We start from the raw sequence: 23,839 nt of genomic DNA on the forward strand, positions 1-23,839 counted from the left end.
AGCAAAGATGAAAAAGATATATGCATACCTGCTGCTCATGCTCCCGATCGCATGGGCCTGTAGCGAAAAAGACAACATGGACCCCGTGGGCAACTGGGAAATCTCCAACCCGGTGCTGACGGCGCCCGCGGCCAACACCACGGTGACGCTGGACGAGAATGAGCCCGACGGCGTTACACGCTTCGAATGGCAGCCGTCAATCACCAGCAACAAGTTTATTGTTCAATACACCCTTGTGCTGGTTCCCGCGGGAAGCACGGATTACGATCATCCCATCATGGCCGTCACACCGGCCAACGCCGGCAAGGACACCTGGGTGGCTCCTGCCGCGTCGGACATCGACTACGCTCTCTGGGCCGCTTGCTACCCGGCGGGTGCCGAGGTGAAGTTGCAGTGGGTTGTGATTGGCAAGGCGATCGAGAAGAAAGCCATTGAATCGCGCGACATCACGTTCAAACGATTTGAAACAGAATACGTGCCCACAACACTCTTCTTAACGGGCGATGCCACGGAAGCGGGCTCGGATGTGACGAAGGCCATTCCGTTCCGCGCGCTGGTTGACCACGACGGCAATCAGACGGGTGTGTTCGAATTGTACACGCACCTCAACAAAGGCGCAACCTTTTTCTTCCGCGACCAGGCCGACGCACATTCCCGCAAAATGGGCGGTGCGGATGGCAAACTCGCTTGTGGTGGTGCTGAACTGGCGACAGCGGATAGCGCCGAATATCAAATCACCGTCGATGTGAAGAACAACACCTATGCGTTGTTGAAGATCGACCGTTGGAGCCTCGTGGGCGACGCAGTGGAAGGCGGCTGGGGTGGCGACGTGCCACTGGCCTATGTGGGCAATAGCGTTTGGGAAAAAGAAGTGACGTTCTATCAACCGTATGACGGCGCAGGATTTGTGCTGCGCGCCAACGGCGACTGGGGCTACCTGCTGAAACGAGTAAAAGGCACGGGCACAGCAAACAACAAGGGTGGTAAGCTCATCATGGAATCCGAAGGCAATGCGACCGGTATAGAATTTGAAGATATTCCGGGAACCACCGGCCTGCACAAAGTGACCGTGAGTCTGACCGCAGCAGGCTATACCTATGCGCTCACCAAGATTGAAGCGATCGTGGAGACCATTATCGGCAAGACCGCCAACATGACGGCCGATGCGGTATCGGGCAATTTCCCGATCAAGAACACCGACATACCGGCTGAGCTTTATCTCCTGGAAGACGGACAGAGCATCCTCACCTTCACCAAAACCGGGAACCTCTTCGAAAGCAAAAAATTTGTAGCCCTCCAGGCATCGAAGACCTATACGCTGAATTCGAAGGCGGACGGATCGGGCACCGTATACGACGGCGACGATGACGGCATCATCACAGTGGACCACGACCAGGCCTACCAGATCAGTGTAGATTTCGACGCCAAGCTGTTGAACTGGAAACACTACAACATGAAGCTTTTCCATTGGGATGAGAACGGCGGCGGATGGGATCAGCGCCAGGAATTGGTGATGACCTACACACACCCTTACATCTATGACGTGACCGGTGATCTTACCGCCGGCTACGCATCCAAGTTCAACTCACCCTGGGATGTTCAGTTTGGTACTGCCAGCATGGCACTGTCCGGCACGATGGACAACGGTGGCCCGAACTACTTCGGCATCGCATCCACCGGCACTTACAAGGCCCACATTGTTGTCTCCGATGACTACACCACGGCCGACTACAGTTTCGTAAAACAATAAGTGAGAATAAGCGGGGGATGGCGCATGCGTCGTCCCCTTGCTTTTTAAAAACACGTATGAATCAACATAACAACAGAAGTTTTTCATTTTGGGCGTATGGCATAACCGTTTTGCTGATCGCATGCACGAGCGCATGTTCACGCAAAACCAACGAATCTTCCGCGGCAAGCAACGGCGGCGACGTAGCCTTTTGGCTCACCACCGGCGATCGCTCATCGCAATTGGCGAAATCGACACTGTCTTTTACGGATGAAGAAGGATCGGACGAGGTCATCACCGTCGACACCACCCAACGGTTTCAGAGCATCGACGGTTTTGGTTTTTCGCTCACCGGCGGTAGTGCCTTCTTGCTCCACACGAAGCTGGATTCCGCGAAACGCGCGGCCTTGCTCCGGGAATTGTTTCTCACAGAAGACAATGGGATTGGCATCAGCTACCTGAGGATCAGCATTGGCGCGTCCGATCTGGACGATCATGTTTTCTCGTACACCAGCTACGCACCCGGCAAAGGAAAAGGATTCAGCCTCGACGAAGATCGCAAACATCTCATCCCGGTGTTGAAAGAGATCGTGGCACTTCAACCGGGCATCAAGATCATGGGCAGTCCCTGGTCGGCACCCGCGTGGATGAAAACCAACGCGAACGCCAAAGCCGGGAGCCTGAAGCCGGAGTACTATGAGGCGTATGCAAAATATTTTGTGGACTATGTCCAGGAAATGAAAAAAGAAGGTATCACCATCGACGCCGTGACGCTGCAGAACGAACCGGAAAATCCGAAGAACACCCCGAGCATGATCATGACGGCAGCCGACCAGGCAGCTTTTGTAAAAAATAATCTTGGTCCCGCGTTCAAAGCGGCAGGCATCCAAACCAAGATCATCGTGTTCGATCACAACTGCGATCATCCCGAATACCCCATCGCCGTGTTGGACGATGCTGCGGCCAAACCCTTCATCGACGGATCGGCTTTCCATCTTTACCTGGGTGAAATTGAAGCCTTGTCAAAAGTACACGAAGCACACCCTGACAAGCACGTATATTTCACCGAACAATGGACTTCCGGCGAAGGAACTTTTGCCGGCGACCTGCAATGGCATGTCAAACACCTCGTGATCGGCGCAACGCGCAACTGGAGTCGGAACGTGTTGGAGTGGAACCTGGCCGCCGACGCGAGCTATGGTCCGCATACCGATGACGGAGGATGCACGCTTTGCCAGGGAGCACTCACCGTGGGCGACGATGTGAAACGCAATGTTTCCTACTACATCATCGGCCATGCCTCCAAGTTTGTTCCCGATGGCTCGGTGCGCATTGCATCGAACACACTGCAGGCCATCCCCAACGTAGCGTTCGTCACACCGGAAGGAAAAAAAGTACTGATCGCCGTAAATGATACCGATACAGAAAAAAGTTTTGCCGTAAAAGCAAATGGGAAGACCTTTAAAGCGACCTTGTCAAAAGGTGCGGTAGGAACATTTGTGTGGTGAGAAGAAGAGTAGTAGAACGCAAGTTGAACGATAATCCGGCAAACGTGAGAAAGACATCGCCCATCAAGGCCATCGGAAAAAAAATTGGATACGTGTTGGCGGTCATCGCCATCACCACTGTGAGTTGCCAGAAAGACAGCGACCCGAACCCGGGACCGCCTGTGCAGCCCGCGGCCCTCGGTAAGGCCAAGGTGTGGCTCACGCGGGGCGATCAGACGAGTCTGCTCGCGCAACAAAGCGATATCTCCATCACCGCCTTGAAGGACACGCCGTCCATCACGATCGACACCACCACACAACTCCAGGAGATGGAAGGATTCGGCGCCGCCCTCACGGGATCGTCGGCCTACCTGATCAACAAAAAGCTGAGCGCTTCGCAGCGAAGCTCCCTGCTGAAAACACTTTTTAACGAAACGGATGGCATCGGCATCAGCTATCTGCGCATGACCATTGGCGCGTCTGACTTTTCGTTGTCCGACTACACCTACGACGACATGCCTGCGGGCCAAACGGATTATCCGTTGGATAACTTTTCGATCGACAAAGACAAGGAAGACGTAGTGCCGGTGTTGAAGCAGATCCTGGGTGTTCAACCGGTAGTGAGCATTATGGGTTCACCCTGGAGTCCGCCTGCCTGGATGAAAACCAACGGCAGTCTGAAGGGAGGTAAACTGAAGACCGACGCTTACGACAGCTACGCGCAATACTTTGTGAAATATATCAACGCCTTCAAAAACGAGGGCATCACCATCGATGCCATTACGCCGCAGAACGAGCCATTATATTCCACCGCGAGCTATCCTTGCATGGACATGCCGGCGACCGATCAATTGAATTTTATCAAAAACAGTCTGGGACCTGCTTTTCAATCGGCGGGGGTGGACACGAAGATCATTGCCTACGATCACAACTGGGACATCACGGACTATGCGATCTCGATTGTCAATGATGCAGGTGCTGCCCAGTTTGTGGCTGGCTCGGCGTTCCATGCCTATGCCGGCAATGTGTCGGCCATGAGCATTGTGCACAACGCCAATCCCAACAAAGGACTTTACTTCACCGAGATCTCCGGCGGCGCATGGGCCACCGACTTCAGCGACAACCTGCAATGGCAGATGGCGAACATTTTTATTGGTACGACCAAGAACTGGTCAAAGAATGCGTTGCTCTGGAACCTGGCGCTGGACGAAAACTTCGGGCCCACAAACAACGGCTGCAGCAATTGTCGTGGCGTGGTGACCATCAACTCAACCAGTGGCACAGTGACGAAGAACGTCGAGTATTATGCCATCGGTCACTTCTCAAAATTTGTGCGGCCCGGTGCTCACCATGTCTCTTCTACAGCATTTGACAGCGGCACACAACTCGACAACGTAGCGTTCATGAATACGGATGGCAGCAAAGTGTTGGTGGTTTCTAACAGCGGCAGCAATCAACAAACCTTCGTCGTTAAGCAAGGCACACGCCAACTCAGCTATACGATTGCTGCAAAGTCGGTCGTGAGCATTGTCTGGTAGCGGCGGAGAACAAAGACGATGTCAGCTGACGGAGGGCTTAGTTGCCCGTAGCCCGCGCGGTAAGCTGCTGCGTAAGCGTTTCTGCATCGGCCTTCTGCGATTGCATAAAGATCAAATAGGATGATGCATGAGCTCTCAGCGCCTCCACTTTTCCGCTGTCTAATTCAGATTGGTAAAGTGCAATAATCTCCTGCTGATTTTTCAATTGTGAGCTGACATAGGCCGTATCGAACGGCGCGCCAACCAAGGTCAGCAGAATGGCCAGTCGCTTTTCATGGATCTTGTCCATACCGGTAGTCAATTGTATCTTGTCCGACAGCGCGATGTTGCGCAGGTCTTCGATGGCGCGACGATGGTAGTTTGCCATCCGGTTTCCAAAGGCCCGCACCTGTGGATCGTTGCCTTTTTCCGCGGCCAATTGTCCATAGGTCATATCGGCCTGGCTGGCCGCACCCGCTTTGAGCAGGAAGTCTTTGTCTTTTCCGATGATGGTATGAGTATCTTTTTCCTCACACGCAAACGCCACCACACAAGTGAAAGCGATTGCCCAAAAACACGTTTTCATAGAAGGGGTTTTTCTATGAGGGAGACAATTTGAATGCCAGCGCCAAAAGCAACGTGTTTCGATCAACAGGGCACAGCGAATGCCTTTATTTATTGCGCAAACAAATCTTTCCCGGGCGAAAGCACCTCAAATTGTAGACTTTTCTGGTCTGGGTAGGGTGATGGTGTGTAAGGTGACGTCATGGGCATTGTGTAAATTTGTCAACAACTTTCGCACGCGTTGTGCAACGTTCGCCCAACTTTGAATTTCAGTTTTACCTGAATCCAGCGAAGACCCCGTAAGTGCCTATGGAAACCGTCATGCTCTTTTCTTTCACCAGCCCCGATATTAAGGTAACGATAGAAGCCTATTTCAACGACGCGGGAGGCCTCGTGGTGGACGGCTATGATATTGGCAAATCGGTGGAGGACTATTTTGGCGACAGCGACTATGAATATGTGCTCACCGTCCCGCAGCCGGAGGTGGCAAAGCTTTACACGTTATTTTCGTTGCCTCTCAACGAGCGTTCCGCGTTGCTTCGCCACCTTCAATCGCAATTCAATACCCATCACTGCTACTCCGACATCAAGAGCTTCCTGGAAAAGAACCAGGTGCATTATGAATCCTTTTCATGGAATTGAATGCTGAGCGCTTAGTGAGGTTGTACTTTTTTCGCTGTTCTGTCGAGATAAGGATCGATAATAGAAACGAGCTTCTGGGTTTGCATCATCAGCGTGACGTGGGTCATGCCGGGAAGTATGGCCAGCTGTGATGGAGGTAGCCCGGCAATGTCGCCAAAAACGCCGCCGTCGAACAGGCTGTATATTTCTGCAGTGTGTTCCATGCTCACACCGTCGTTGTCGCCTTTGATCAGCAGCAATGGCGATTTGATAGCCTTGATGTTGTTTGCCCCCAGGTCAAATGGCGTGTTGTCGGCCTTGATCAATTTGGTGACGAATTCCTTCCAGTGGGTTTTGTCGGGCGAGAGCCTGTCGTATTCTGTTTTCAGGGGGGTGTTCTCAAAAAACTCCGGCTTAAACGTTGGGAAAAGATCGCGCGCAGATTTTATCCAGCCGTCCATTTTGAAAACCGATGAAATGACCACCAACCGGTTCACCACGTGGGGGTGGCGAATGGCCAGCGCAAACGCCACGGTGCCGCCCAAACTGTAGCCGATGATGTCGGCGCTATCGACTTTAATATATTTCATGAGACCCGCCACATCGTCGGCCAGTTGGGGATAGGCAAAGTCGCGATTGGCATCGGTCGTCCGGCCATGGCCTTGCATCTCTACGGCGATCACCTGGTGTGTCTTGGCCAGCTCCGGTATCATCTCACCCCAGTTCATGTCGATGTTCATGAAGGCGCCGTGCAGCAACACCACCGGCTTGCCCTCGCCGTGAATTTCATAATACATTTTCAGCCCGTTCACGGGCGCATAGCCGCTGGACTTCAAGGTCTTTGACGCGCCGGCGGGTGCCGTTTGGGCGAGGCTCAGAAAAGAAGAGAAAAAAAGACAGCAAGCCGAGAGAAGGAACAGATGTTTTTTGATGGGTTTCATTTTTTTGAGTTTTAATGGAAGAAGTACCCTGCAAAGATGGAGGCTCTGCATTTAACCCGTGCAGTGTGAAAGCGACGATCTAAGGGGTTAATTACGGCAAAATGAAAAAATCCGATGCATTCTATCCGTGGGTATAGTAAATGGACCTGTGTATCGTATCCGGGCAATGCTTATATTCGATAGCGTTAAAACGTTATGGTCTATGCGATATAAAGTTTGCCTGTTTGTGCTGGCTTGCGCGCTGGTACATGAGGTTCAAGGGAAACCGGTTTTGTCATTTTTTAACGAATTGAAGGGCCCCGAGCTAAAAGTCCTGTTTGCCGACACCTCGCTCATCCCAACCCTGCAGGAGCTCCACGCCGAGATCCGCATGGGCATGCTCGATCTCTCACCGGAGCGCGCCGAAATATTGAAAAAGCTAAACGACGCCGACATCCCCGTAGTCGCTTGGCTCTTGTTGCCCGAAGAAAAAGGCTATTGGTTCCACAGTGGAAACGGCGACGAAGCCATTGCCCGCTACAAAGAGATCAAGCAATGGGCCGACCAGCAAGGGATTCGCTTCAAAGGCATCGGCCTCGACCTGGAACTCGACATGAACGACCTGAAACTTTTTAAAGCCAGCCCCTGGGCCCTCATCCGAAAGCTGCCTGCCAGATTATACGACGCGAAGAGCATTGAGAACGGCCGCGCCGTGTACAACCAATTGCTCCAGTTGATCAGGAAAGATGGCTACCCGATCGAAAGTTACTATGCAAGCTTCGTGAAGGACGAAACCGAACACGGCACCACATCCATCCAACGCCTGACGAAATTTCTCGACGTGCCCACCGGGAAGGAAATTCCGATGCTCTACACTTCTTTTATGGGCAATGCCGATGGTTTTCTCAAAGTGTATGCCCTGGAGCCTCATCTGAAATACGTGGCCCTGGGCAGCACGGGCGGCGGCGTAGACACGACGATGCACACGTTGAGTTGGGATGATCTTGCCCACGATCTGCGCATGGTAGGCCCCGTGGCCGAAGAGATCCACATCTTTAGCCTGGAGGGAACCGTGAAAAAAGGATTCATGCCCCGGCTGGTAAACTTTGACTACACACCGGTGCCGGAAATTCACGAAGACCAGGTGAAGACCGTCCAAAACATTCGAAGCAACATCCTGACCCTCTCCAAGATCCTGAGCTACCCGACATTATTGTTCCTGGGGATCACGCTGTTGGTGGTCTTGATCGGGTGGGGGCTTTATTTACTGGGTGTAGGGCTCTACCGGTTCGTGAGCCGTCTCAGAGCAAACCGTTAGCGACCAAATTCTCAATCTCGCTGATCTTCACCAAATGATGATCGTCGTGCTCGGCAACAAAAGTAAACAGATCCATCGCACGCATCGGTGTCTTTAGTCTGGGATGGAGTGCCGATTTGAAAACGTCTTCATCCTTCAGAAAGCGCAAACGGGTCAAAGTCGTTTGTCTCAATTGCTCGAAGGCGCTCAACAGCTCTGCCAGCGACTTCGCGTTGTGTTGCGCTTCGGTTGTTTTTGTGTTAGCGAGATCCGTGGGACGCAGTTCTTTTTCTCCCTTCAAAATGTCTTCCAGGCGTCCCTGCCACAAGGGCTCCAGATCGGCCAGGTGGCCAATGTGTTCCAGCATAGACCATTTGCCGCCGGGTTGGATCACATAATGCGACGGATCGATCCGGCGCATCTTTTCCCGCAACCGCACCGGTGTTCCTTCCAGTCTTTCAATGAGGGAGGGCATGATGTTTTGCGTGGAGGAGAAATCAAATTTTCGATCGAACCAGTTTACTTGTTCCATAGGATCACTGAGGATAAAAATGTAGGATTATAACGTAAAACCTGAAACTTAAGATAGGTTAAGATTTTGAAAACATAAGATAGATTAAGTTTCAGGTCTGATTTCTTCGGCAGTTTTGCTCAGCATTAAACATCAAACTTTATGGCAAATCTGAAAGAAGAACGCAAGGAATTTGAATCCCTGGGACATATTTATCCGGTACAAACCGGGGTCAGCATCACACACGAGGTCATTGCCGGCGTGCCGGCATACTGGTTTACCCCCGAATACATGGGTGGGAACGAGGTGGTAATTTTTCTTCACGGCGGCGGATACATCTACGGTTCGATCGGGTCGCATAGGGCCATGGTGAGCCACATCGCAAAGGCTATCGAACGGAAAATCCTCTTGGTTGAGTATTCGCTCGCACCGGAGCGTCCATTCCCGGCGGCGTTGAATGAGACCGTCGCCGTTATACAGGAGCTGGTGCACACCCTTCCCGATTTTCAGTTCAGCATCATGGGCGATAGCGCCGGCGGAAACCTGGCCATGAGCACCACGCTGAAATTGAAATCCCTCAACGCCCAACCAGCGCTCTACCAGGTGCTGATCTCGCCATGGCTGAACATGGAAACGGTTTATCCCAGCTATGCGAAAAACGAAAAGCTCGATCCCATCATCACGAAGGATTTTGTGGAATATGCGGCGGGTTTATACGCCGCGGGTCACGACCTGAGAGACCCCTTGATCTCGCCTGTACACGGTGATTTCAAAGGCATTGGCCCCACATTGATTTTGGTTGGCGCACATGAAGTGCTGACAGACGATTCTGTTTTCCTGTATGAAGCCCTGGAGAAAGCAGGCGTGTCATCGGAATTGAAAATGTACGAGGGTGCCGACCACGTGTGGCCCCTGGTGGACATTGACTCCGAACGCAGCAAAGAAGCCCTTTACGAAATCAAAGATTTCATCGTGCTCCAGGAGAGCACAGTGAAGTAGACCGGATAAAATCGCGGCATCATTTGCGGACCGGGGCATTGAAAAGGCCTTTTGCATAATTCGCAAGATTTGAGGTAATTGTCAGCCCCAACAATTACCTCTTGCCGTGATACTGGACCCGCTTTTTTTATTTTTTGAGAACTATGTGGCCTTGAACGCGGAAGAAAAGGACGCGCTCTCTCAACGGGTGAAAGAACGGCTCGTCAAGCGCAAGGAATTTATTTTACAGGAAGGGCAGCTCTGTCAATACTACACCTTCGTAACAGAAGGCTGCTTCAGAATGTATGCCATCGACAAAGCGGGCAAAGAACACAACGTTCAATTTGCCGCCGAAAGCGACTGGATTGCCGACATCGGTAGTTTCTATTCGGGCAAGCCCAGCAAACTTTGCATCGAATCGATCGAACCTTCCCGCATCCTCCAGATCGACAAGCTGGACCTCATCCACATGTATCGAAACTATCCCAAGTTTGTCAGGAACTTCAAGGTGATCTTTGAAAATAAATTTGTCGAGTTGCAGAACCGCGTGTTGCAGAACATCAGCTCCACGGCCGAGGAGCGTTATCTTGCCTTCCTGGAACAGTATCCCAACCTGTCCAACCGGATCCCAAGCATTCAAATCGCTTCCTATTTGGGGATCACCCCCGAATTTCTCAGCAAAGTAAGAAAGGACGTGGCGAGCAACCGGACCTCTGCGGTTTAACCATCTCCGGAATAGGTTATCTTTGTTATGGCTATTTTACATTTCCGGCGCTACCTTTAAAGACACCGCTTATGACAAAGTACATTTTCATCCTGATACTTTCTTCATTTGGGTTTGAGGAAAGAAAGGCGGCACAAAAGAATAACTCCTTCGAATGTGTTTCGCAGACCGATGCCGAACGCATACTGGGATTGCCTGCGAAAGCGACCGATCATTCATCAAAAGAAAAAGACGGCGTTTCCCGCTTCGAATGCACCTTCACAGCAACAGAAAATGCCAATGCTGACAGGATCAGTCATCTCTACTACATCTACGAGCAATACAAAAGCGCAGCCTTGGCACACGAGGTTTACCAGGGAATTTTATCGGCCAACAACGGGATGTCTGGCCAGAAACAGCTCGACACTCTCGGCGATGAAGCCTGGCTACACACCGACAGCGAAAATTTCGAGTTGCTGATCTTCCGAAAAGACAATCACATGGTGCGGGTCAAGATCAACAAACTGACCGACAAGACGTCGCTTCCGGAACTGATGAATGTGATGCGCCGGATGGCGGCGACGTTGTAGTTATTGTTTCTGGAATTCTCTCACCTCCGCATATCCACCGAACTCATAGATGGGGCACGATGCTGCAATTTGCGTGGCTTCCTCCAGCGATTCAGCCTGCAACATTAAAAAGCCACCCACGATCTCTGTTCCCACGCGGTGAATTTGGTCCGAGATCGTTGAACCGTCTCCCGTGATCAAGCACCCCCTCAACGTCAGTGCACTGCCGGAGGATAGATTTTCGGTACCGCTCCATTTTCCCCACCATGCCGCCCAATGCTCGCGGTGCCGGGCGATTTCATCCGGCGTATGGGTGTCCGTCCGGCCGTCGGGTTCTCTGAAAATAACAATGTAGTTGTTCATATCGGTTTTATTAACGTTATAAAAATATAACGGGTTCGTTATAATTTATATTGTTTTCATTATTTTTACACCATGGACCCCGTCATTCAATTGATTTCTGCGTGGCAGGAATACGCCCAGCATGCCGACAAGGTCAGCGTGAAAGATTTTTGCCAGGCCTTTTTGTCGAAGAAGAGAAGAAGCGCCCCGGCGGAAAAAGGCAACGATCTGAATCTGGCAAAACAGCTCGGCAAGGCGAACAGCCTGGTGAAGGCTTATTTCAAAATAGCGTTGCGACAGATTTCGGATATGGAACTGGAATGGTATTATTTTTTAGACGCCATTGCTGCGACCGGCGAAATACGCAAAAATGATATCGTCAGTTTTCGTCTCCTGGGTGAACCTACCACGGGCATCGACATCATCAATCGGATGCTAAAAGCAGGTCTCATCGCAGAGCGGGTGGATCCGGATGATAAAAGGGCCCGCCTGATCAAACTCACGCCAAAGGGAAAGCATCGGCACCACCAACTCGGAGGTCTGTTCGATGAGATTGCTGCCGAAGTGTTCCGGGCCATGGACACGGAAGTCAAGATAAAAATGGAGACGGCATTGACAAAGCTGACCGATGAACATTCTGCCGCCATAAAAAACAAAAAGGGAAAGGCCCTGGATTCCATAGAAGAATCCGTGAAGAAATTCACCCGGGAGCTGAAGCGCTAATGCACGGATGGAGGACCGGTCATTCCGATCGCAGCGACCTCACCGGGTTCGACAACGCCGCTTTGATGGCTTGGAAACTTACCATCATCAACGTCAGCACGACCGCACCGGCGATCGTCGCCGCGAAGAGCCACCACGAGATCGTCGTGTGATACGGATAATTTTTCAGCCAGTCCTGCGTGAAGTAGTAGGAGAGCGGGATGGCAATCACGCAGGCGGCGAGCACCAGGATCACAAAGTCTTTCGATAGCATTTGCCACAGGCTGGCTACCGAGGCGCCCAGCACTTTGCGGATGCCGATCTCCTTTGTGCGCTGCTCGGCAACGAATGAGGCAAGACCTAACAATCCCAGACAGCTGATAAAGACTGCCAAGCCCGCAAAGATTCCAGACAATGTTCCGATGCGTTCTTCAGAAGCAAATTTCTGAGCGTGCTCTACATCGGCGAACATGTAGTCGAACGGAACGCCGGGAAGGTATTGTTTAAAGACCTGTTCGGCGCGGGACAACGCTTCGTGCGTGCTGAGCGCGGGATTCAATTTCAGGATCATCCAGCTGTTGTTTTCTTTCGCCTTGAAGTAGATCGTCTGCTTTACTTCGTGGAAGGGCGACCCCATGAGCAGGTCGCTCACTACGCCGATGATCTTATACCGGTATCCCTCGCCCCAATCCACGGTTTTTCCAACAGGATCTTCGATGCCCATGAATTTGATAGCCGCTTGGTTGATGATGATGGCGGTGGTGTCCGAAACCATGTCGGACGAAAAATCGCGACCGTCAACGACTTTCCAATCTACGGTCTTGCCATACTCGCTGGTGATCCAGACCGTGGCGAAGTCGGCTTGCAGCGCGGGGTCCTTTCCTTCCCAATCGAACCCGCCGTTGTTAGACCATACCCCCGTGAGCGGGCTGGATGATTCGGCAACTTCCTGTGCGGCCCCGGTGCGCTTCAACTCATTTCGAAGTACATCGAACTTGCCCTGAAACTGCGGTGATTTTTGCTGAAGCATAACTATGCCGTTGCGATCGTAGCCTACGGGCCGGTCTTTCGTGAACTGTATTTGCCGGTATACCACAAGTGTGCCGATGATCAGAGTAACGGAAACGGTAAATTGAACGACCACCAATATGCGCCGCGGCAACGCAGCATAGCGTCCGGCCTTCAGCACACCCTTCAAAACTTTTACGGGTTGAAACGACGACAGGTATAAAGCGGGATAACTTCCCGCCAGCACCCCCGTGATGATCATGAAGCTGACGCTGATCACCCAGAAACCGATCCGGTCAAACGGCAAGGTCATCTGCTTTCCTGACAAGGTGTTGAAGGTGGGCAGACTCAGCGAGACCAGGATGATGGTGACCATAAACGCCAGGCAAACGACCAGGAGCGATTCGCTCATGAATTGCGTGATCAACTGTTTTCGCAGCGAACCGATGGATTTGCGAATGCCCACTTCCTTGGCGCGTTGTTCCGAACGGGCCGTGCTCAGGTTCATGAAATTGATACAGGCCAGCAGCAACACAAATGCGCCGGTAATGCCAAACAGCCACACATATTCGATCAACCCGCCCGACGGCACGCCGTTTTCCCATTGAGAATGCAGGTGCCAGTCGCTCATCGGGTGAAGAAAGATCTCGGCGTTGAATTTCCTGTCGTCCGGATCCACGCGGTTGTATTTGGTGTGGATGATCTTCCGGCTTAGGCTGGTCATTTCGGCGTGATCGGCCATCTGCACGAAACACTGGAAGGAATTGGTGCCCCAGCTTTGGGCGACGTTTTTCACCCAGGGCTGGGAGACGGTATATAACTCCCACGGGACGATAAAGGTTAGCTCGTCGAAATTGGAAGGCGGTATGTCTTCATACACGCCGGTAACTTTTACGTCGAGGTTGGTGTCGAGCTTGAGCAAGGCATTGATGGGGTCTTTGTCGCCGAAGAGGGCGTGCGCCACCGACTGCGAGAGCAGGATCGAGTTGGGATCGCGCAGACCGTCGCGGGTGCCGGCAATCATTTTTAACGCCAGCAGCTTGCCGGCATCCACGTCCATAAAGTTGCCCATCTTCGTGATACTGGTGTCGCCGCGACTCAGAATATGGCTGTTCGTCCAGGAACTCATGACGATGTATTTGAAGTCGCTACCATACACCTTTTGCAGTTCGCCTCCCAGGGGATAAGGAACGGCGTCTTGTGTAACGATCCGGGCGTTAATGGTTTGGTGCTGGTACACCTGTGCCACACGTTGGTATTCGGGGAGATACGAATTGTAGGAAATCTCATCAAAGACCCAGAGCCCGATCAGCATCGCCACGGCCATGCCCACCCCCAGTCCGCCGATGTTGATAATGGAATAGCTGCTGTTCCGCAGGAGGTTGCGGAGGGCGATTTTCAGATAGTTTAGGAGCATGCTTCAGGTTTTTGACGAACAACCTAATCTACAATTGTGCCATCAAAAAACAGGCCTCGTCGGCCTTTGTGCTGGTTGCCGGAATCTGGGATGTTCACGTCCGGATGAATGTGTTCGGTGGTGGTCGGTAGGTTCAAACAAAAAAGAGACTGTAAAGCCTCTTCTCGTTCTGTTTTTCTAAAAAGAATAGATGACTATTTGATAAGACCTGCTTTTCTTAGATTCTCTCGGGCGCGCTCGGTTTGTTCCTTAAAGGGCTCGATTTCGCCAGCCTTCAATTGGCTAATAAATTTTTCCAATCGCTGACGCGTTTCTGGGTCCAACTGCTCTTTATCTTTTTTAGAAAGTGTTGTCATTTGATGAGCCCCGCTTTTTTTAGGGCCTCTCTGGCGCGATCGAGTTTTTCCTTGAAGAGCTCAACTTTACCAGCCTTCCATTGTTCAATAAAATGGTCAAGCTGCTGCAGCGTTTCAGCCTCCAATTCCTTTTTACTTTTTTTTGAAAGTATGGTCACTTGATGAGCCCAGCCTTCCTTAAATCCTCTCGGGCGCGTTCGGTTTGTTCCTTGAAAGGCTCGATTTTGCCAGCCTTCCATTGCTCAATGAAGTCGTCCAACTGTTGTAGCATTTTTGCCTCCAACTCTTTCTTATTTTTTTTTGAAAGTGTGGTCATTTCCGGCGGTTTTGAGATCATAAATTTACGTTTTTTTTTAGAATTAACAGGTGATCAAATTCTACCGCTTCCTGAAACGGCTCAATTTGGCCATTTACAAAGCCCCTCACAACATAAATGGGTTCGATTTCTGTCCAATGCCTGGCGATAATTTTTCCATAAATATTCGTCCTTTGCTGATTACTGCCTTTAATATGTACGGTTGCTCCGGGATTGATTTCATAAAAAGCTGACAGTGCTGATGCAACTGTGTAGAAAACGCGCTTAACATCCCCGTTGTTACTATCGGTTTTGTCATCGATGTCGAACCCGGTGGTTTCATGCTTCACGAGGTCCCCAAATCCCCAGTTATAGTATTTATTTCCATCCTTTTCGATGGGCGTAAATGCAATGACTTTTGTGATATTCTTTTTCCCGCGGCTAATGAAAGAATAGTATCTCTCATCAGTATCAGGAATATACCCCAAGCGTGTCAATGGATATGGATTACTTATCACTGGCCGACAACTTTATTAAATGGAGATTTGATAAACAACGTTATTAATATACGCAAAAAGAATTAAATATCAACTCTATGCCTATACGTTTTTAAGGCTAGCCTCATTGGCTCAAAATCCATCCTCAAATTTTACTTTTCCGTTCTCTAATTTTACATAATCAACACTCCCCGTCCCCTGGAACACAAAACCGATCCCAATGATCTTCGATCTCACGATGTCGCGATCTATTTTATACGCTAATGTATCATGGAGAAATATTTTAGCTTTTCCCTGGGTGGATTCAATCCGCACACGAACAAAATCGTCAAAGTCAACACCGAAGGCCGACAGGTCTACCTGTTTTCCCGGTGCGTCGAAGCCGGTAAAGAACAAGGACATATCCGAGACACAGCCCTTCGTGCACAACGGGATGCCAACGGCCATGCCCTCGCAGAGTAAATAAATGTTTGTCTTTTGGCATATCGCCGCGCCTTCTTTGTAGTCATTTTTCAAGGAAGCTTCAAAAACAAAATCGTCAGAATAGATTGCTCCAAAATCCTGCACATTCAAATAGCCCACCAACGGTGGCTGTGGAGCGAGGTGTATGTTCTGACCTTTGAGCTTTTCGACAGACAGCGCCATCTGCCCATGGACCATCACATCTTCTTTCTTAAAATACACCGGCATAGGCGAAGCGTCGATCGCCGCAAGCCATCCGTCGCTAGGGATCAAAATACCTTGTTCTTTTACGATCTTCTCGTCCACCACCAGCTTGGCCTCGAAGTAGCCGGGCAAATAATAGATCAGCGTGCGCTGATGTGCGTCTTTCGATACTTTCGTTCTTCGCTTTACGTCCCACGATTGTTGGAGAATGACCGAATCGACCGGAGCCTTGGTGGCGTCGTAATCGAAGATGACGGAATTGGGTACGCCTTTCTCGACGGTCTTCTTTACATGAAAGGAATAGTCGTTCGCATCGATTTCCTTTTTCGATCCCATACCAAACCAAATGAAATAGCCCAGCGCCAGTCCAATCGCCAGCGTCACCAGCGGGCGCATCGGCTTTTTGCCTTTGGGGCGGGCAACTTTGTCGGGCGTGGGTGAGTCGACTCCCCCCACGACAGCGACGCCTCCGTTTTTTACTTTGAAATCCCTCCAGTTCTCATAGCCGATAAACTGCACCAGCGTGTTGAGCGTAAACGTATTGGGCAGGCTCGTATACTTCACTTTTCCCCAGATCCGTTTCAGCGTGACATGACTCACCGCGATTTGCAGTTCGTCCTGGATCTTTTTGCTCAGCGCCAGGAAGTCCTGGTTTGTCCAGTCCTGGCTGTCGCCCCAACCCAGCTTTTTTTCAATCTGGCTTTTCGTTTCTGAAATCAATTCTTCCTCGGTGATCATAAGCAGCGCAAAAATCCTCATTAAAAATAAGGTCTGCCGGGTGATTTTCCATGCGCCTGGCCTTGTACGGATTTGTACCAACATGTACAACCGGGAAATAGCCTGATTTCCCAACGACAGCCCAACTTCGCAGCAAATCTTTTTAATTATGGAAGCACTGATCAAAATCGGACGAACCTGCTATGGCATTTTAATGACGACCATCGGCATCAATCAACTCATCTTTGCAGATTTCAGACCGGCCATCCTGCCACGCTGGCCTTCGTGGCGGACCAGCCCTGAAATCGAAGCCTACATCACCGGCGTGATCTTCATCGCGGCGGGTCTTGCCATTGTGTTCTCAAAAAAGGCCAGGCTGGTGGCGTTGGTTTTGGGTTGCATGTTCCTGGCCGTAATTCTTTTCTGGTTTCTGCCCTATATTCTGTTCATACAGCCACACGCGATCCGACACCTCGGGGTGTGGGGCAATGTAGGCAAAACACTGGCGTTCTGCGGTGGAGCGTTCGTGGTGGCGGGATCATTTCCTCATGAAGTGCAGGGACAAGAGACTTCAAGATTCCTGGCCCTTCCGGAAAAGTTGATCCCCTTTGGCCGGATTTTGTTTTCCACTACCATGATCCAGTTCGGCTTTTGTCATTTTATTTATGTCGACCCAATTTCGACGATGGTGCCCGGCTGGATCCCCGGGCATTACTTCTGGACCTACGCCACCGGCGTCGCGCTCATCGGTTCGGGTGTGGCCATCGTTCTAAAGATCAAGCTAAAACTGGTTTCGCTGTTGCTGAGCCTCATGATCTTTCTCTGGTTTATTTCGGTGCACATCCCGAGCGCCATCGCCGATCCGGTGGTTGATCATGGAAACCTGGTGGTCAGTTCAGCCGATGCGTTGGGGTTTAGTGGAACGGCATTGATGATTGCGCTCACCACGGCTCCAAGCCGCGCCAATCGTTTTCGCAGCGTGAAGCGTGAGCCCGAGTCTGCGTTGCCATAACCTCAGGTATGGACGGGCTTCAACGTGCCGGTCTTGTGAATAAACTCACCACTGGGTAAAGTCCAGTTCGAGTGGATGATCCCGTTTTCGTAGTCGTGAATTTGAGAAACGGTTTTGCCGTCGCTTTCCACCCACGTCACCATAGACAGCAGTGGCCTTAAAGCGGTTATCTCGATCTGCACAGCTTCCGATACGTTGACCGGTTCGCCATCCCGTTCCAGGATAGTGAAGGTGAGCATGTTGCTGCTCTGAATATCCAGTAGCGCTTTTGCCATTCCAAAGTCGACCAGGAATTGATTTCCGATAATCTTCATTTCTTTCTTCGTGGTCATGGGGGTTACACTGCAAAATAGGTCTTTAACAACGCTTTCAAGGGGTGTAATTTCGACACTTTGAGGGGCTGATCAGGACAATGGTGTTTCTTATCTTTATAAGAAAAAGCCATGCGCCACGTATCGATACTGATCCCGGAAGCTGCCGCCACCGTCAGCAGTGTGACACTGACCTATGAAGTATTCCAGAAAACGAATGCCATCGCTTCAAAGAAAGGGAGCAAGCCTCCGTTCAACGTTCAGTTGGTTGGTGTAAGGAAGTCTGTCACGCAAGTAGGGTGTTTTTCGGTCCGGCCCGAGATCACTACAAAGGAATTGTTGTCGACCGATCTCATTATTATTCCGGCCGTGAATGGATTGACCAGCCTGGCCTTGAAGGAAAACAAATCCATTTTGGATTGGGTAATGACGCAATACCACCGGGGGGCGGAAGTGGCGAGTCTTTGCACCGGCGCTTTTCTGCTGGCGTCGACGGGACTCCTGGCCGGAAAGCAATGTTCCACGCACTGGGAAATGGTGAATGAATTCCGGAATATGTTTCCGAAGGTGCACCTGGTGGAAGACCAGATCATCACGGACGAAAGCGGGCTATACACCAGCGGCGGTGCGCTTTCGTCTATGAATCTCCTGCTCTATCTTATTGAGAAGTATCACAACCGCGAGACGGCCATCCACGTGGCGAAATCTTTCGCGATCGATTTTGACCGGAATGCGCAGTCACCCTACATGATTTTCACCGGGCAGCGAAAACATCAGGATCATGAAATAAAGAAAGCGCAGGCGCTCATGGAAAACCACGTCGGCGAGAAGATGGTTGTCGATAAAATCGCCACGATGGTTTCCATCGACCGGAGAAATTTTGACAGGCGATTTAAAAAAGCTACTTCCTTAACACCGCACGCCTACTGGCAACGTGTGAAAATGGAGGCCGCCAAGAAAAGCTTTGAGGTCACCCGAAAGCATGTGAACGAAGTCATGTATGAAGTCGGCTACACGGACGTGAAGGCATTTCGCGCTGTGTTTAAAAAGACAACCGGGCTGTCGCCTTTGGAATATAAAAGCAAATACAATAAAAAATAAACCTGCCGGTCCCTAGGATACGCTGACAACTTGGTGTTGTGAGTCATTTTACTTAAACTCGTCCTGTGTCAGCACGCTGACCGTTGCAAACATGAATAAGTATAAGAAAGCTGGATTGTGGTGTGTATTAGTTGTGTCGCTGGTCACGGGAACCGGAGCCGTTATTTATCGCGATACGTCGACGGATAAAATCGTGAGTTGTATGATCGACCCGAAAGTGCAGGACATCCAGTTTTATTGGAAAGACGACAAGGGCGCGATCTTCAAAAGCATCCAACGCCTGAAAGATCACCTCGATAAAAAACACCATACGCTCATCTTTGCCATGAACGGCGGCATGTTCAAGGCCGACAACTCACCCCAGGGACTTTTCATTCAGCAGCAAACCACGGTGACGCCACTGGACACCGCATCGGGCAGTGGCAACTTTTATTTAAAGCCCAATGGCGTACTCTATATTACGGTCGATAAAAATGCAGTCGTTTGCCAGACGACGGATTTTGTGAACAATGGCCAGATTGCGTTTGCCACACAGTCAGGGCCGATGTTGTTGGTCGACGGAGCGGTTCACCCCGCGTTCAAAAAAGGCTCATCCAATCTCAACATCCGCAATGGCGTTGGTGTGCTTCCCGATCATAAACTTCTGTTTGCCATGTCGAAAGAGCCCATCAATTTCTACGACTTCGCCGACTTCTTCAAACAGGCGGGTTGTCAAAACGCGCTGTACCTGGACGGCTTTGTTTCCCGCACCTATCTCCCGGAAGAAAAATGGATTCAAACCGATGGCAATTTCGGCGTGATCATTGGCGCCACGATGTCGGAATGACGCTCTAAGTATAATTTTCCCCGTCAAAAAAATCTGAGGTTGATGGCATCTCATAATTGTGTATATTGGACACAATGACCCGAAAACACATCTCCGGGCCCAATAGACACCACCAAAAACTCTCATTCACGATGCGCTTGTTTCTAACACTCTCCTTTTTGCTCCTGACGCTGTCTTGTGTACTTGCTCAGGATGCCCCGAAGCACCTTCCCATCATCGACGTCCACGTTCACGCCATGAAAGTGAACCCGGCGTTTGGTGGTGACATGTGCCCTTGGTTTCTGAAGAATATGCCGGGAGGCGATCCCGGTCAACCGCCGCCGGCGTTCATCAACACCGATTGTGCGGAGCCACTCAAGGCAGCGAAGACCGACCAGGAAATGCAAGACGCCGTCATCGCCACCATGAAGCGACTCAACATGACCATCGTGGCCTATGGCGACCCCGCGATCCTGCGCAAATGGCAAAAGGCCGCACCGGGCCGGGTGATTCCCGGCATCGGCATCAGCTCTCCCAAGGACATGACGCCGAAAGCTTTTAAGGACTCGCTGTCGTCAGGATTTTATGAAGTGATGGGAGAGGTGGCCCCGCAATACCAGGGGATCTCGCCCAGCGATATGTCGTTGGATGAATATTTTGCGGCGGCAGAACAATTGAATATTCCTGTGGGCATTCACATGGGAACCGGTGGCAACGGCATGGCTAATCTCACATCACCCAAATACAGGGCGTCGCTGGGAAATCCCTTTTTGCTGGAGGACATGCTGGCACGCCATCCTAAACTGAAGGTGTGGGTGATGCATGCGGGCTATCCCATGATCGATGAAATGATCGCGCTCATGGGCGCCAATGCCTATGTGTATGTGGATCTTGCCGGTTTTATCTGGAGCTATCCCCAGGAAGAAATTCACGACTACATCCGCAGGCTGGTACAGGCAGGGTTTGGCAAACGCATTCTGTATGGAACGGACTTGCTGGTGTGGCCAAAGTTGACGGAGGTTTCGATTGGAATGATCGAGAATGCTAATTATTTGTCGTTTGAGCAGAAGCGGGATATTCTTTTTAATAATGCGGTACGGTTTTTTAGATTGGATGAGAGTAAGTTCAAATAATGTGCGGTAGTTGTTCCGACGGAACGCAACAAGTTTTCTGACTTGTGTTCCGTTGGAATCGCTATTCACTTTTGCCAGTGTCGTGAAAAAGCTGTTAGATCAAAACTGCAAGCCAAACGAATATCCTGGCCAAACTTCGGCCTTGTGACCGAACAAGTTTCCCGCGTCGAATTTTTTGCTTCCGATCTTGTAGGTATCCTCCGAGTCTTCGACGTCGTGCAAGAAATAGTTCACCGATACGCCGGCGAACACATACAACCAACGCCAGCGTTTCCCATAGTCAAAATTGAGTCGGGTCAAAACATTGAAAGCTTTGTCGAATGACAGGTCGCGGTTGAGGTGTAGGAATTTCAATCCGTAGTGAATCACTCGCTTCTTGTTGTTCGTATCCGTGGGCAACATGCTGTTTTTATTATACAGTACTTTCTGAAATCCATACCCGAAGCCCCACGTTTTCCGTGCCGCATCGTAGCCGGCGATCAATGCATTTTGATTGTAGATTTGATTGCGGCCGGCAAAAGGCATGGTGCTCTGCGTCCAGGTGCAGTTCAGGCAGTTGCCGGTAGTGTACTCGACATTGGCTGAGAAGAGCTCGTTGTAGGACACGCTGAGATACGAACCAGACGAACCAAAGTTCAGCAACCCAATCGGTGTACCCATGCGGCTGTATTCTTTTAGAGGATAGTTGTGAAAAAAATTGATGAGTGCGATCTGCTTCCCCCGCATGTCGCCACCAAAGTTGACAAGGCCGATCTGCCAGCCGTCCATGGCCTTGCTGAAATTGACAAGCCCGATCTGCAGGCTCCGCGCGCGTGTGGGTGGTGTCGATTTCTTTCCCATCATAGTCCGGGCTTTGTTGATGGCGCCCAGTTGAAAGCCGGCAAAGTTGCCGTCGGTGTAGTTGAAGAGACTGCTGATTTGAAAACCGCCCATACCTTCTTTGGCAATGTTATAAAACCCCGCGATCTGGATTCCCGAAGACGTGCCACCCGTGTTGTTGCCCGCGCTGTTGCCGATGCCTGCGAATTGAAACCCCTTTATATCACCACCCACCACGTTCAGCATCCCGGCAAATTGAATGCCCTGCGTGTTGTTGCGTACAAAATTCAATAAACCGGCGAATTGGATTCCCTTCGTGTTGGCCTGGAAGTCTTCCGCGTTGATCAGTGCCCGTTCTTCCGACTGCGAAAGATTCACGTACGCATTGGCGCCCACGATGTTTGCTAGCCCCGCGATCTGGATCCCGGTCGATTCCTTTAAGTTCACATTCACAAGCGACCCCAGTTCCAGGATCCTGTTGCCGGCCGACAAGCCGCCGAAAAGATTGAATGAGAACTTATTGTAATAGGATCCGCTCTCAATGCCGTTGGTGCTGATGCCGGGGAAGAGCGAGAATTGGAGGATCTTTTCGTAGGAGCGGATTTTCTTTTTTACCTGGCTGTAAGCAGGCGTGATGACCATCAACAACAGGCAGAGCGCATAACGGCGACGAGGGATCATGGAGGATTTTGATTTTATAGAGAATACTGATCAAATACGGTTCAAACCGAACTCCCTCCAGTAACAACTCCCCTCATGCTCTAAAGCTTTGCGATTCGTCAGACGGAACTTCAATCTATTCGCACACATCCACAAGTAGCAGTTCCCACATACCTTGTCCGCCACCAAAACGCCCCGGGACGCGATTTATTGTTACCCTCGGGCCGTCCATCCTAAGTCCAAAGGCAATGAACCCATTGTCTGTACACGCGAACCAAGGAATGGTTCATATGATTTTGGACTTGCCCATGCCACCGATAAAATCACTCAAACGAAAACGAAAGCTGGGAGATTCGGGCGAAGGGCGACGGATTGTTAATGTACGGATTAAAATAGTTTAATCTTGTTTTTAGCGGTATCTTCATTGGGCCGTTTTCCGGATCCCTTGATTCAACGCCACCGCTTTTCCAACGCCTGAAGCAACGTCCTTTTCTTTGGGGTGCGGTTTGGCAATAGTCATTTGTCTGCATGCTCATAGGGGATAGTCCATGAGTGACGCTGCGAAACATCAAGGTAACTGACCTGTTTTAATGATGATCCGACAGGGATAAAATCTTCTTTATCTTATCGGTTCGAATGCTGAGGTTGCTTGTTTTGGATATGATGTCGAAGGCGCCAAGTTTTAGGGCCAACTTTTTCTCCATCTCGTTTTTAGATGCGGTGTACAGGACCACGGGGATTTTTTTCGTGTTCCGGTTTATTTTCAGTTTTGTAAGGCATTCGATCCCATCCATGCCCGGAATGATCAGTTCGAGAAAGATAACGTCTGTTCTGGTTTTTGAAAGTAAGGCAAACGCCTGGGACCCGCTGCTGGCAAAATCGATCGCAATGGAAGAAAACGATTCCTGGATGATTTGTTGAAAGATCCTGCCGTCTTCGGCGTTGTCATCGATGAATAAGATTCTTTTGATCATTTTGAGTTGCGGTTAATCCTGGATCAAGAAGGATCAAAGGCGGAAGGCAATGGGATAACAAGTATTGGATAAGAAAGTATTAATGTAACACATTTTTGACCGGATATTGGATATGTCTCAACGAATTA

Annotated in this window: 25 protein-coding genes; 13 read left to right on the forward strand and 12 right to left on the reverse strand. The window is 50.6% G+C overall.

What is annotated here, in order from left to right:
• Nucleotides 1-7: 7 nt before the first annotated feature.
• Genes BUB30_RS29695 through BUB30_RS29705 form a run of 3 tightly spaced genes read left to right on the forward strand, consistent with a single transcriptional unit; the run spans nucleotide 8 to nucleotide 4,754 of the window.
• Nucleotides 8-1,750: a hypothetical protein gene (locus BUB30_RS29695; protein WP_073141906.1), complete on the forward strand. Its 1,743-nt coding sequence runs from the start codon at nucleotides 8-10 to the stop codon at nucleotides 1,748-1,750.
• A gap of 56 nt (nucleotides 1,751-1,806) precedes the next feature.
• Nucleotides 1,807-3,237, forward strand: coding sequence for a glycoside hydrolase family 30 protein (locus tag BUB30_RS29700; RefSeq protein ID WP_073141908.1), 1,431 nt, complete (start codon nucleotides 1,807-1,809; stop codon nucleotides 3,235-3,237).
• Nucleotides 3,238-3,281: 44 nt separating this feature from the next.
• On the forward strand, nucleotides 3,282-4,754 hold the full coding sequence (locus BUB30_RS29705; protein WP_245804200.1) for a glycoside hydrolase family 30 protein: 1,473 nt from the start codon (nucleotides 3,282-3,284) through the stop codon (nucleotides 4,752-4,754).
• Nucleotides 4,755-4,791: 37 nt separating this feature from the next.
• Here BUB30_RS29705 and BUB30_RS29710 read toward each other — a convergent pair whose 3' ends face one another.
• On the reverse strand, nucleotides 4,792-5,319 hold the full coding sequence (locus BUB30_RS29710) for a DUF4142 domain-containing protein (protein ID WP_073141910.1): 528 nt from the start codon (nucleotides 5,317-5,319) through the stop codon (nucleotides 4,792-4,794).
• Between the two features lie 287 nt (nucleotides 5,320-5,606).
• On the opposite strand from BUB30_RS29710, the gene BUB30_RS29715 reads away from it, so the two are divergent.
• Nucleotides 5,607-5,939 (forward strand): hypothetical protein, encoded by a 333-nt coding sequence (locus BUB30_RS29715; protein ID WP_073141911.1) that lies wholly within the window; start codon nucleotides 5,607-5,609, stop codon nucleotides 5,937-5,939.
• Between the two features lie 11 nt (nucleotides 5,940-5,950).
• On the opposite strand, the gene BUB30_RS29720 is transcribed toward BUB30_RS29715, so the two are convergent.
• Entirely contained in the window at nucleotides 5,951-6,859 is a 909-nt protein-coding gene (locus tag BUB30_RS29720; protein ID WP_084138469.1) for an alpha/beta fold hydrolase, read from the reverse strand.
• Nucleotides 6,860-7,061: 202 nt separating this feature from the next.
• Here BUB30_RS29720 and BUB30_RS29725 point away from each other — a divergent pair, with 202 nt between their 5' ends.
• Nucleotides 7,062-8,156 carry a hypothetical protein gene (locus BUB30_RS29725; protein WP_073141913.1) on the forward strand — a complete coding sequence of 365 codons (1,095 nt, stop codon included), beginning with the start codon at nucleotides 7,062-7,064 and terminating at the stop codon, nucleotides 8,154-8,156.
• Here BUB30_RS29725 and BUB30_RS29730 read toward each other — a convergent pair.
• Entirely contained in the window at nucleotides 8,140-8,667 is a 528-nt protein-coding gene (locus BUB30_RS29730) for a DinB family protein (protein ID WP_073141915.1), read from the reverse strand. The genes BUB30_RS29725 and BUB30_RS29730 overlap by 17 nt on opposite strands.
• A 141-nt stretch (nucleotides 8,668-8,808) precedes the next feature.
• Here BUB30_RS29730 and BUB30_RS29735 point away from each other — a divergent pair, with 141 nt between their 5' ends.
• The 3 genes from BUB30_RS29735 to BUB30_RS29745 all read left to right on the forward strand — a co-directional run bounded on the left by BUB30_RS29735 (nucleotide 8,809) and on the right by BUB30_RS29745 (nucleotide 10,917).
• A complete protein-coding gene (locus BUB30_RS29735; RefSeq protein ID WP_073141917.1) occupies nucleotides 8,809-9,645 on the forward strand; it encodes an alpha/beta hydrolase in 837 nt (278 codons plus the stop codon).
• A 106-nt stretch (nucleotides 9,646-9,751) separates the two neighbouring features.
• Nucleotides 9,752-10,348, forward strand: coding sequence for a Crp/Fnr family transcriptional regulator (locus BUB30_RS29740; protein ID WP_073141919.1), 597 nt, complete (start codon nucleotides 9,752-9,754; stop codon nucleotides 10,346-10,348).
• Nucleotides 10,349-10,419: 71 nt separating this feature from the next.
• Nucleotides 10,420-10,917 (forward strand): hypothetical protein, encoded by a 498-nt coding sequence (locus tag BUB30_RS29745; RefSeq protein ID WP_073141920.1) that lies wholly within the window; start codon nucleotides 10,420-10,422, stop codon nucleotides 10,915-10,917.
• On the opposite strand, the gene BUB30_RS29750 is transcribed toward BUB30_RS29745, so the two are convergent.
• Nucleotides 10,918-11,259 carry a YciI family protein gene (locus BUB30_RS29750; protein WP_073141922.1) on the reverse strand — a complete coding sequence of 114 codons (342 nt, stop codon included), beginning with the start codon at nucleotides 11,257-11,259 and terminating at the stop codon, nucleotides 10,918-10,920. It lies immediately after the preceding gene.
• A 72-nt stretch (nucleotides 11,260-11,331) separates the two neighbouring features.
• On the opposite strand from BUB30_RS29750, the gene BUB30_RS29755 reads away from it, so the two are divergent.
• Complete coding sequence (locus tag BUB30_RS29755; protein ID WP_073141924.1) at nucleotides 11,332-11,961, forward strand: MarR family winged helix-turn-helix transcriptional regulator; 630 nt, start codon at nucleotides 11,332-11,334, stop codon at nucleotides 11,959-11,961.
• Between the two features lie 19 nt (nucleotides 11,962-11,980).
• Here the strand turns inward: BUB30_RS29755 and BUB30_RS29760 are convergent, their stop codons facing one another.
• From BUB30_RS29760 to BUB30_RS29775, 5 genes are all read right to left on the reverse strand, one after another.
• Nucleotides 11,981-14,365, reverse strand: a complete 2,385-nt coding sequence (locus BUB30_RS29760) for an ABC transporter permease (protein ID WP_073141926.1) — start codon at nucleotides 14,363-14,365, stop codon at nucleotides 11,981-11,983.
• 194 nt (nucleotides 14,366-14,559) lie between these two features.
• Nucleotides 14,560-14,721: a hypothetical protein gene (locus BUB30_RS35340; protein ID WP_178377228.1), complete on the reverse strand. Its 162-nt coding sequence runs from the start codon at nucleotides 14,719-14,721 to the stop codon at nucleotides 14,560-14,562.
• Entirely contained in the window at nucleotides 14,718-14,960 is a 243-nt protein-coding gene (locus BUB30_RS34960) for a hypothetical protein (RefSeq protein ID WP_143165139.1), read from the reverse strand. Before BUB30_RS34960 ends, BUB30_RS35340 begins: the two co-directional genes overlap by 4 nt.
• Nucleotides 14,961-15,054: 94 nt before the next feature.
• Entirely contained in the window at nucleotides 15,055-15,504 is a 450-nt protein-coding gene (locus BUB30_RS29770) for a DUF6934 family protein (protein WP_073141929.1), read from the reverse strand.
• A 141-nt stretch (nucleotides 15,505-15,645) separates the two neighbouring features.
• Nucleotides 15,646-16,938 carry a hypothetical protein gene (locus BUB30_RS29775; RefSeq protein ID WP_084138470.1) on the reverse strand — a complete coding sequence of 431 codons (1,293 nt, stop codon included), beginning with the start codon at nucleotides 16,936-16,938 and terminating at the stop codon, nucleotides 15,646-15,648.
• Between the two features lie 127 nt (nucleotides 16,939-17,065).
• Here BUB30_RS29775 and BUB30_RS29780 point away from each other — a divergent pair, with 127 nt between their 5' ends.
• Nucleotides 17,066-17,908: a DoxX family protein gene (locus BUB30_RS29780; protein WP_073141931.1), complete on the forward strand. Its 843-nt coding sequence runs from the start codon at nucleotides 17,066-17,068 to the stop codon at nucleotides 17,906-17,908.
• 2 nt (nucleotides 17,909-17,910) lie between these two features.
• Here the strand turns inward: BUB30_RS29780 and BUB30_RS29785 are convergent, their stop codons facing one another.
• The gene (locus BUB30_RS29785; protein WP_073141933.1) at nucleotides 17,911-18,240 is read right to left on the reverse strand and encodes a MoaF-related domain-containing protein; all 330 of its coding nucleotides are present in this window, start codon (nucleotides 18,238-18,240) and stop codon (nucleotides 17,911-17,913) included.
• A 111-nt stretch (nucleotides 18,241-18,351) separates the two neighbouring features.
• Between BUB30_RS29785 and BUB30_RS29790 the strand changes: the two genes are divergently transcribed.
• The 3 genes from BUB30_RS29790 to BUB30_RS29800 all read left to right on the forward strand — a co-directional run bounded on the left by BUB30_RS29790 (nucleotide 18,352) and on the right by BUB30_RS29800 (nucleotide 21,258).
• Nucleotides 18,352-19,320 (forward strand): GlxA family transcriptional regulator, encoded by a 969-nt coding sequence (locus BUB30_RS29790; protein ID WP_073141934.1) that lies wholly within the window; start codon nucleotides 18,352-18,354, stop codon nucleotides 19,318-19,320.
• Nucleotides 19,321-19,411: 91 nt separating this feature from the next.
• Nucleotides 19,412-20,146: a phosphodiester glycosidase family protein gene (locus BUB30_RS29795; protein WP_073141936.1), complete on the forward strand. Its 735-nt coding sequence runs from the start codon at nucleotides 19,412-19,414 to the stop codon at nucleotides 20,144-20,146.
• A gap of 131 nt (nucleotides 20,147-20,277) precedes the next feature.
• Nucleotides 20,278-21,258: an amidohydrolase family protein gene (locus BUB30_RS29800; RefSeq protein WP_073142478.1), complete on the forward strand. Its 981-nt coding sequence runs from the start codon at nucleotides 20,278-20,280 to the stop codon at nucleotides 21,256-21,258.
• 99 nt (nucleotides 21,259-21,357) lie between these two features.
• Here the strand turns inward: BUB30_RS29800 and BUB30_RS29805 are convergent, their stop codons facing one another.
• Nucleotides 21,358-22,758, reverse strand: a complete 1,401-nt coding sequence (locus tag BUB30_RS29805) for a hypothetical protein (protein WP_073141938.1) — start codon at nucleotides 22,756-22,758, stop codon at nucleotides 21,358-21,360.
• 566 nt (nucleotides 22,759-23,324) lie between these two features.
• Entirely contained in the window at nucleotides 23,325-23,711 is a 387-nt protein-coding gene (locus tag BUB30_RS29810; protein ID WP_073141939.1) for a response regulator, read from the reverse strand.
• Nucleotides 23,712-23,839 lie beyond the last annotated feature (128 nt).

Origin of the sequence: Chryseolinea serpens (assembly GCF_900129725.1) — a bacterium.
Lineage (GTDB): Bacteria > Bacteroidota > Bacteroidia > Cytophagales > Cyclobacteriaceae > Chryseolinea > Chryseolinea serpens.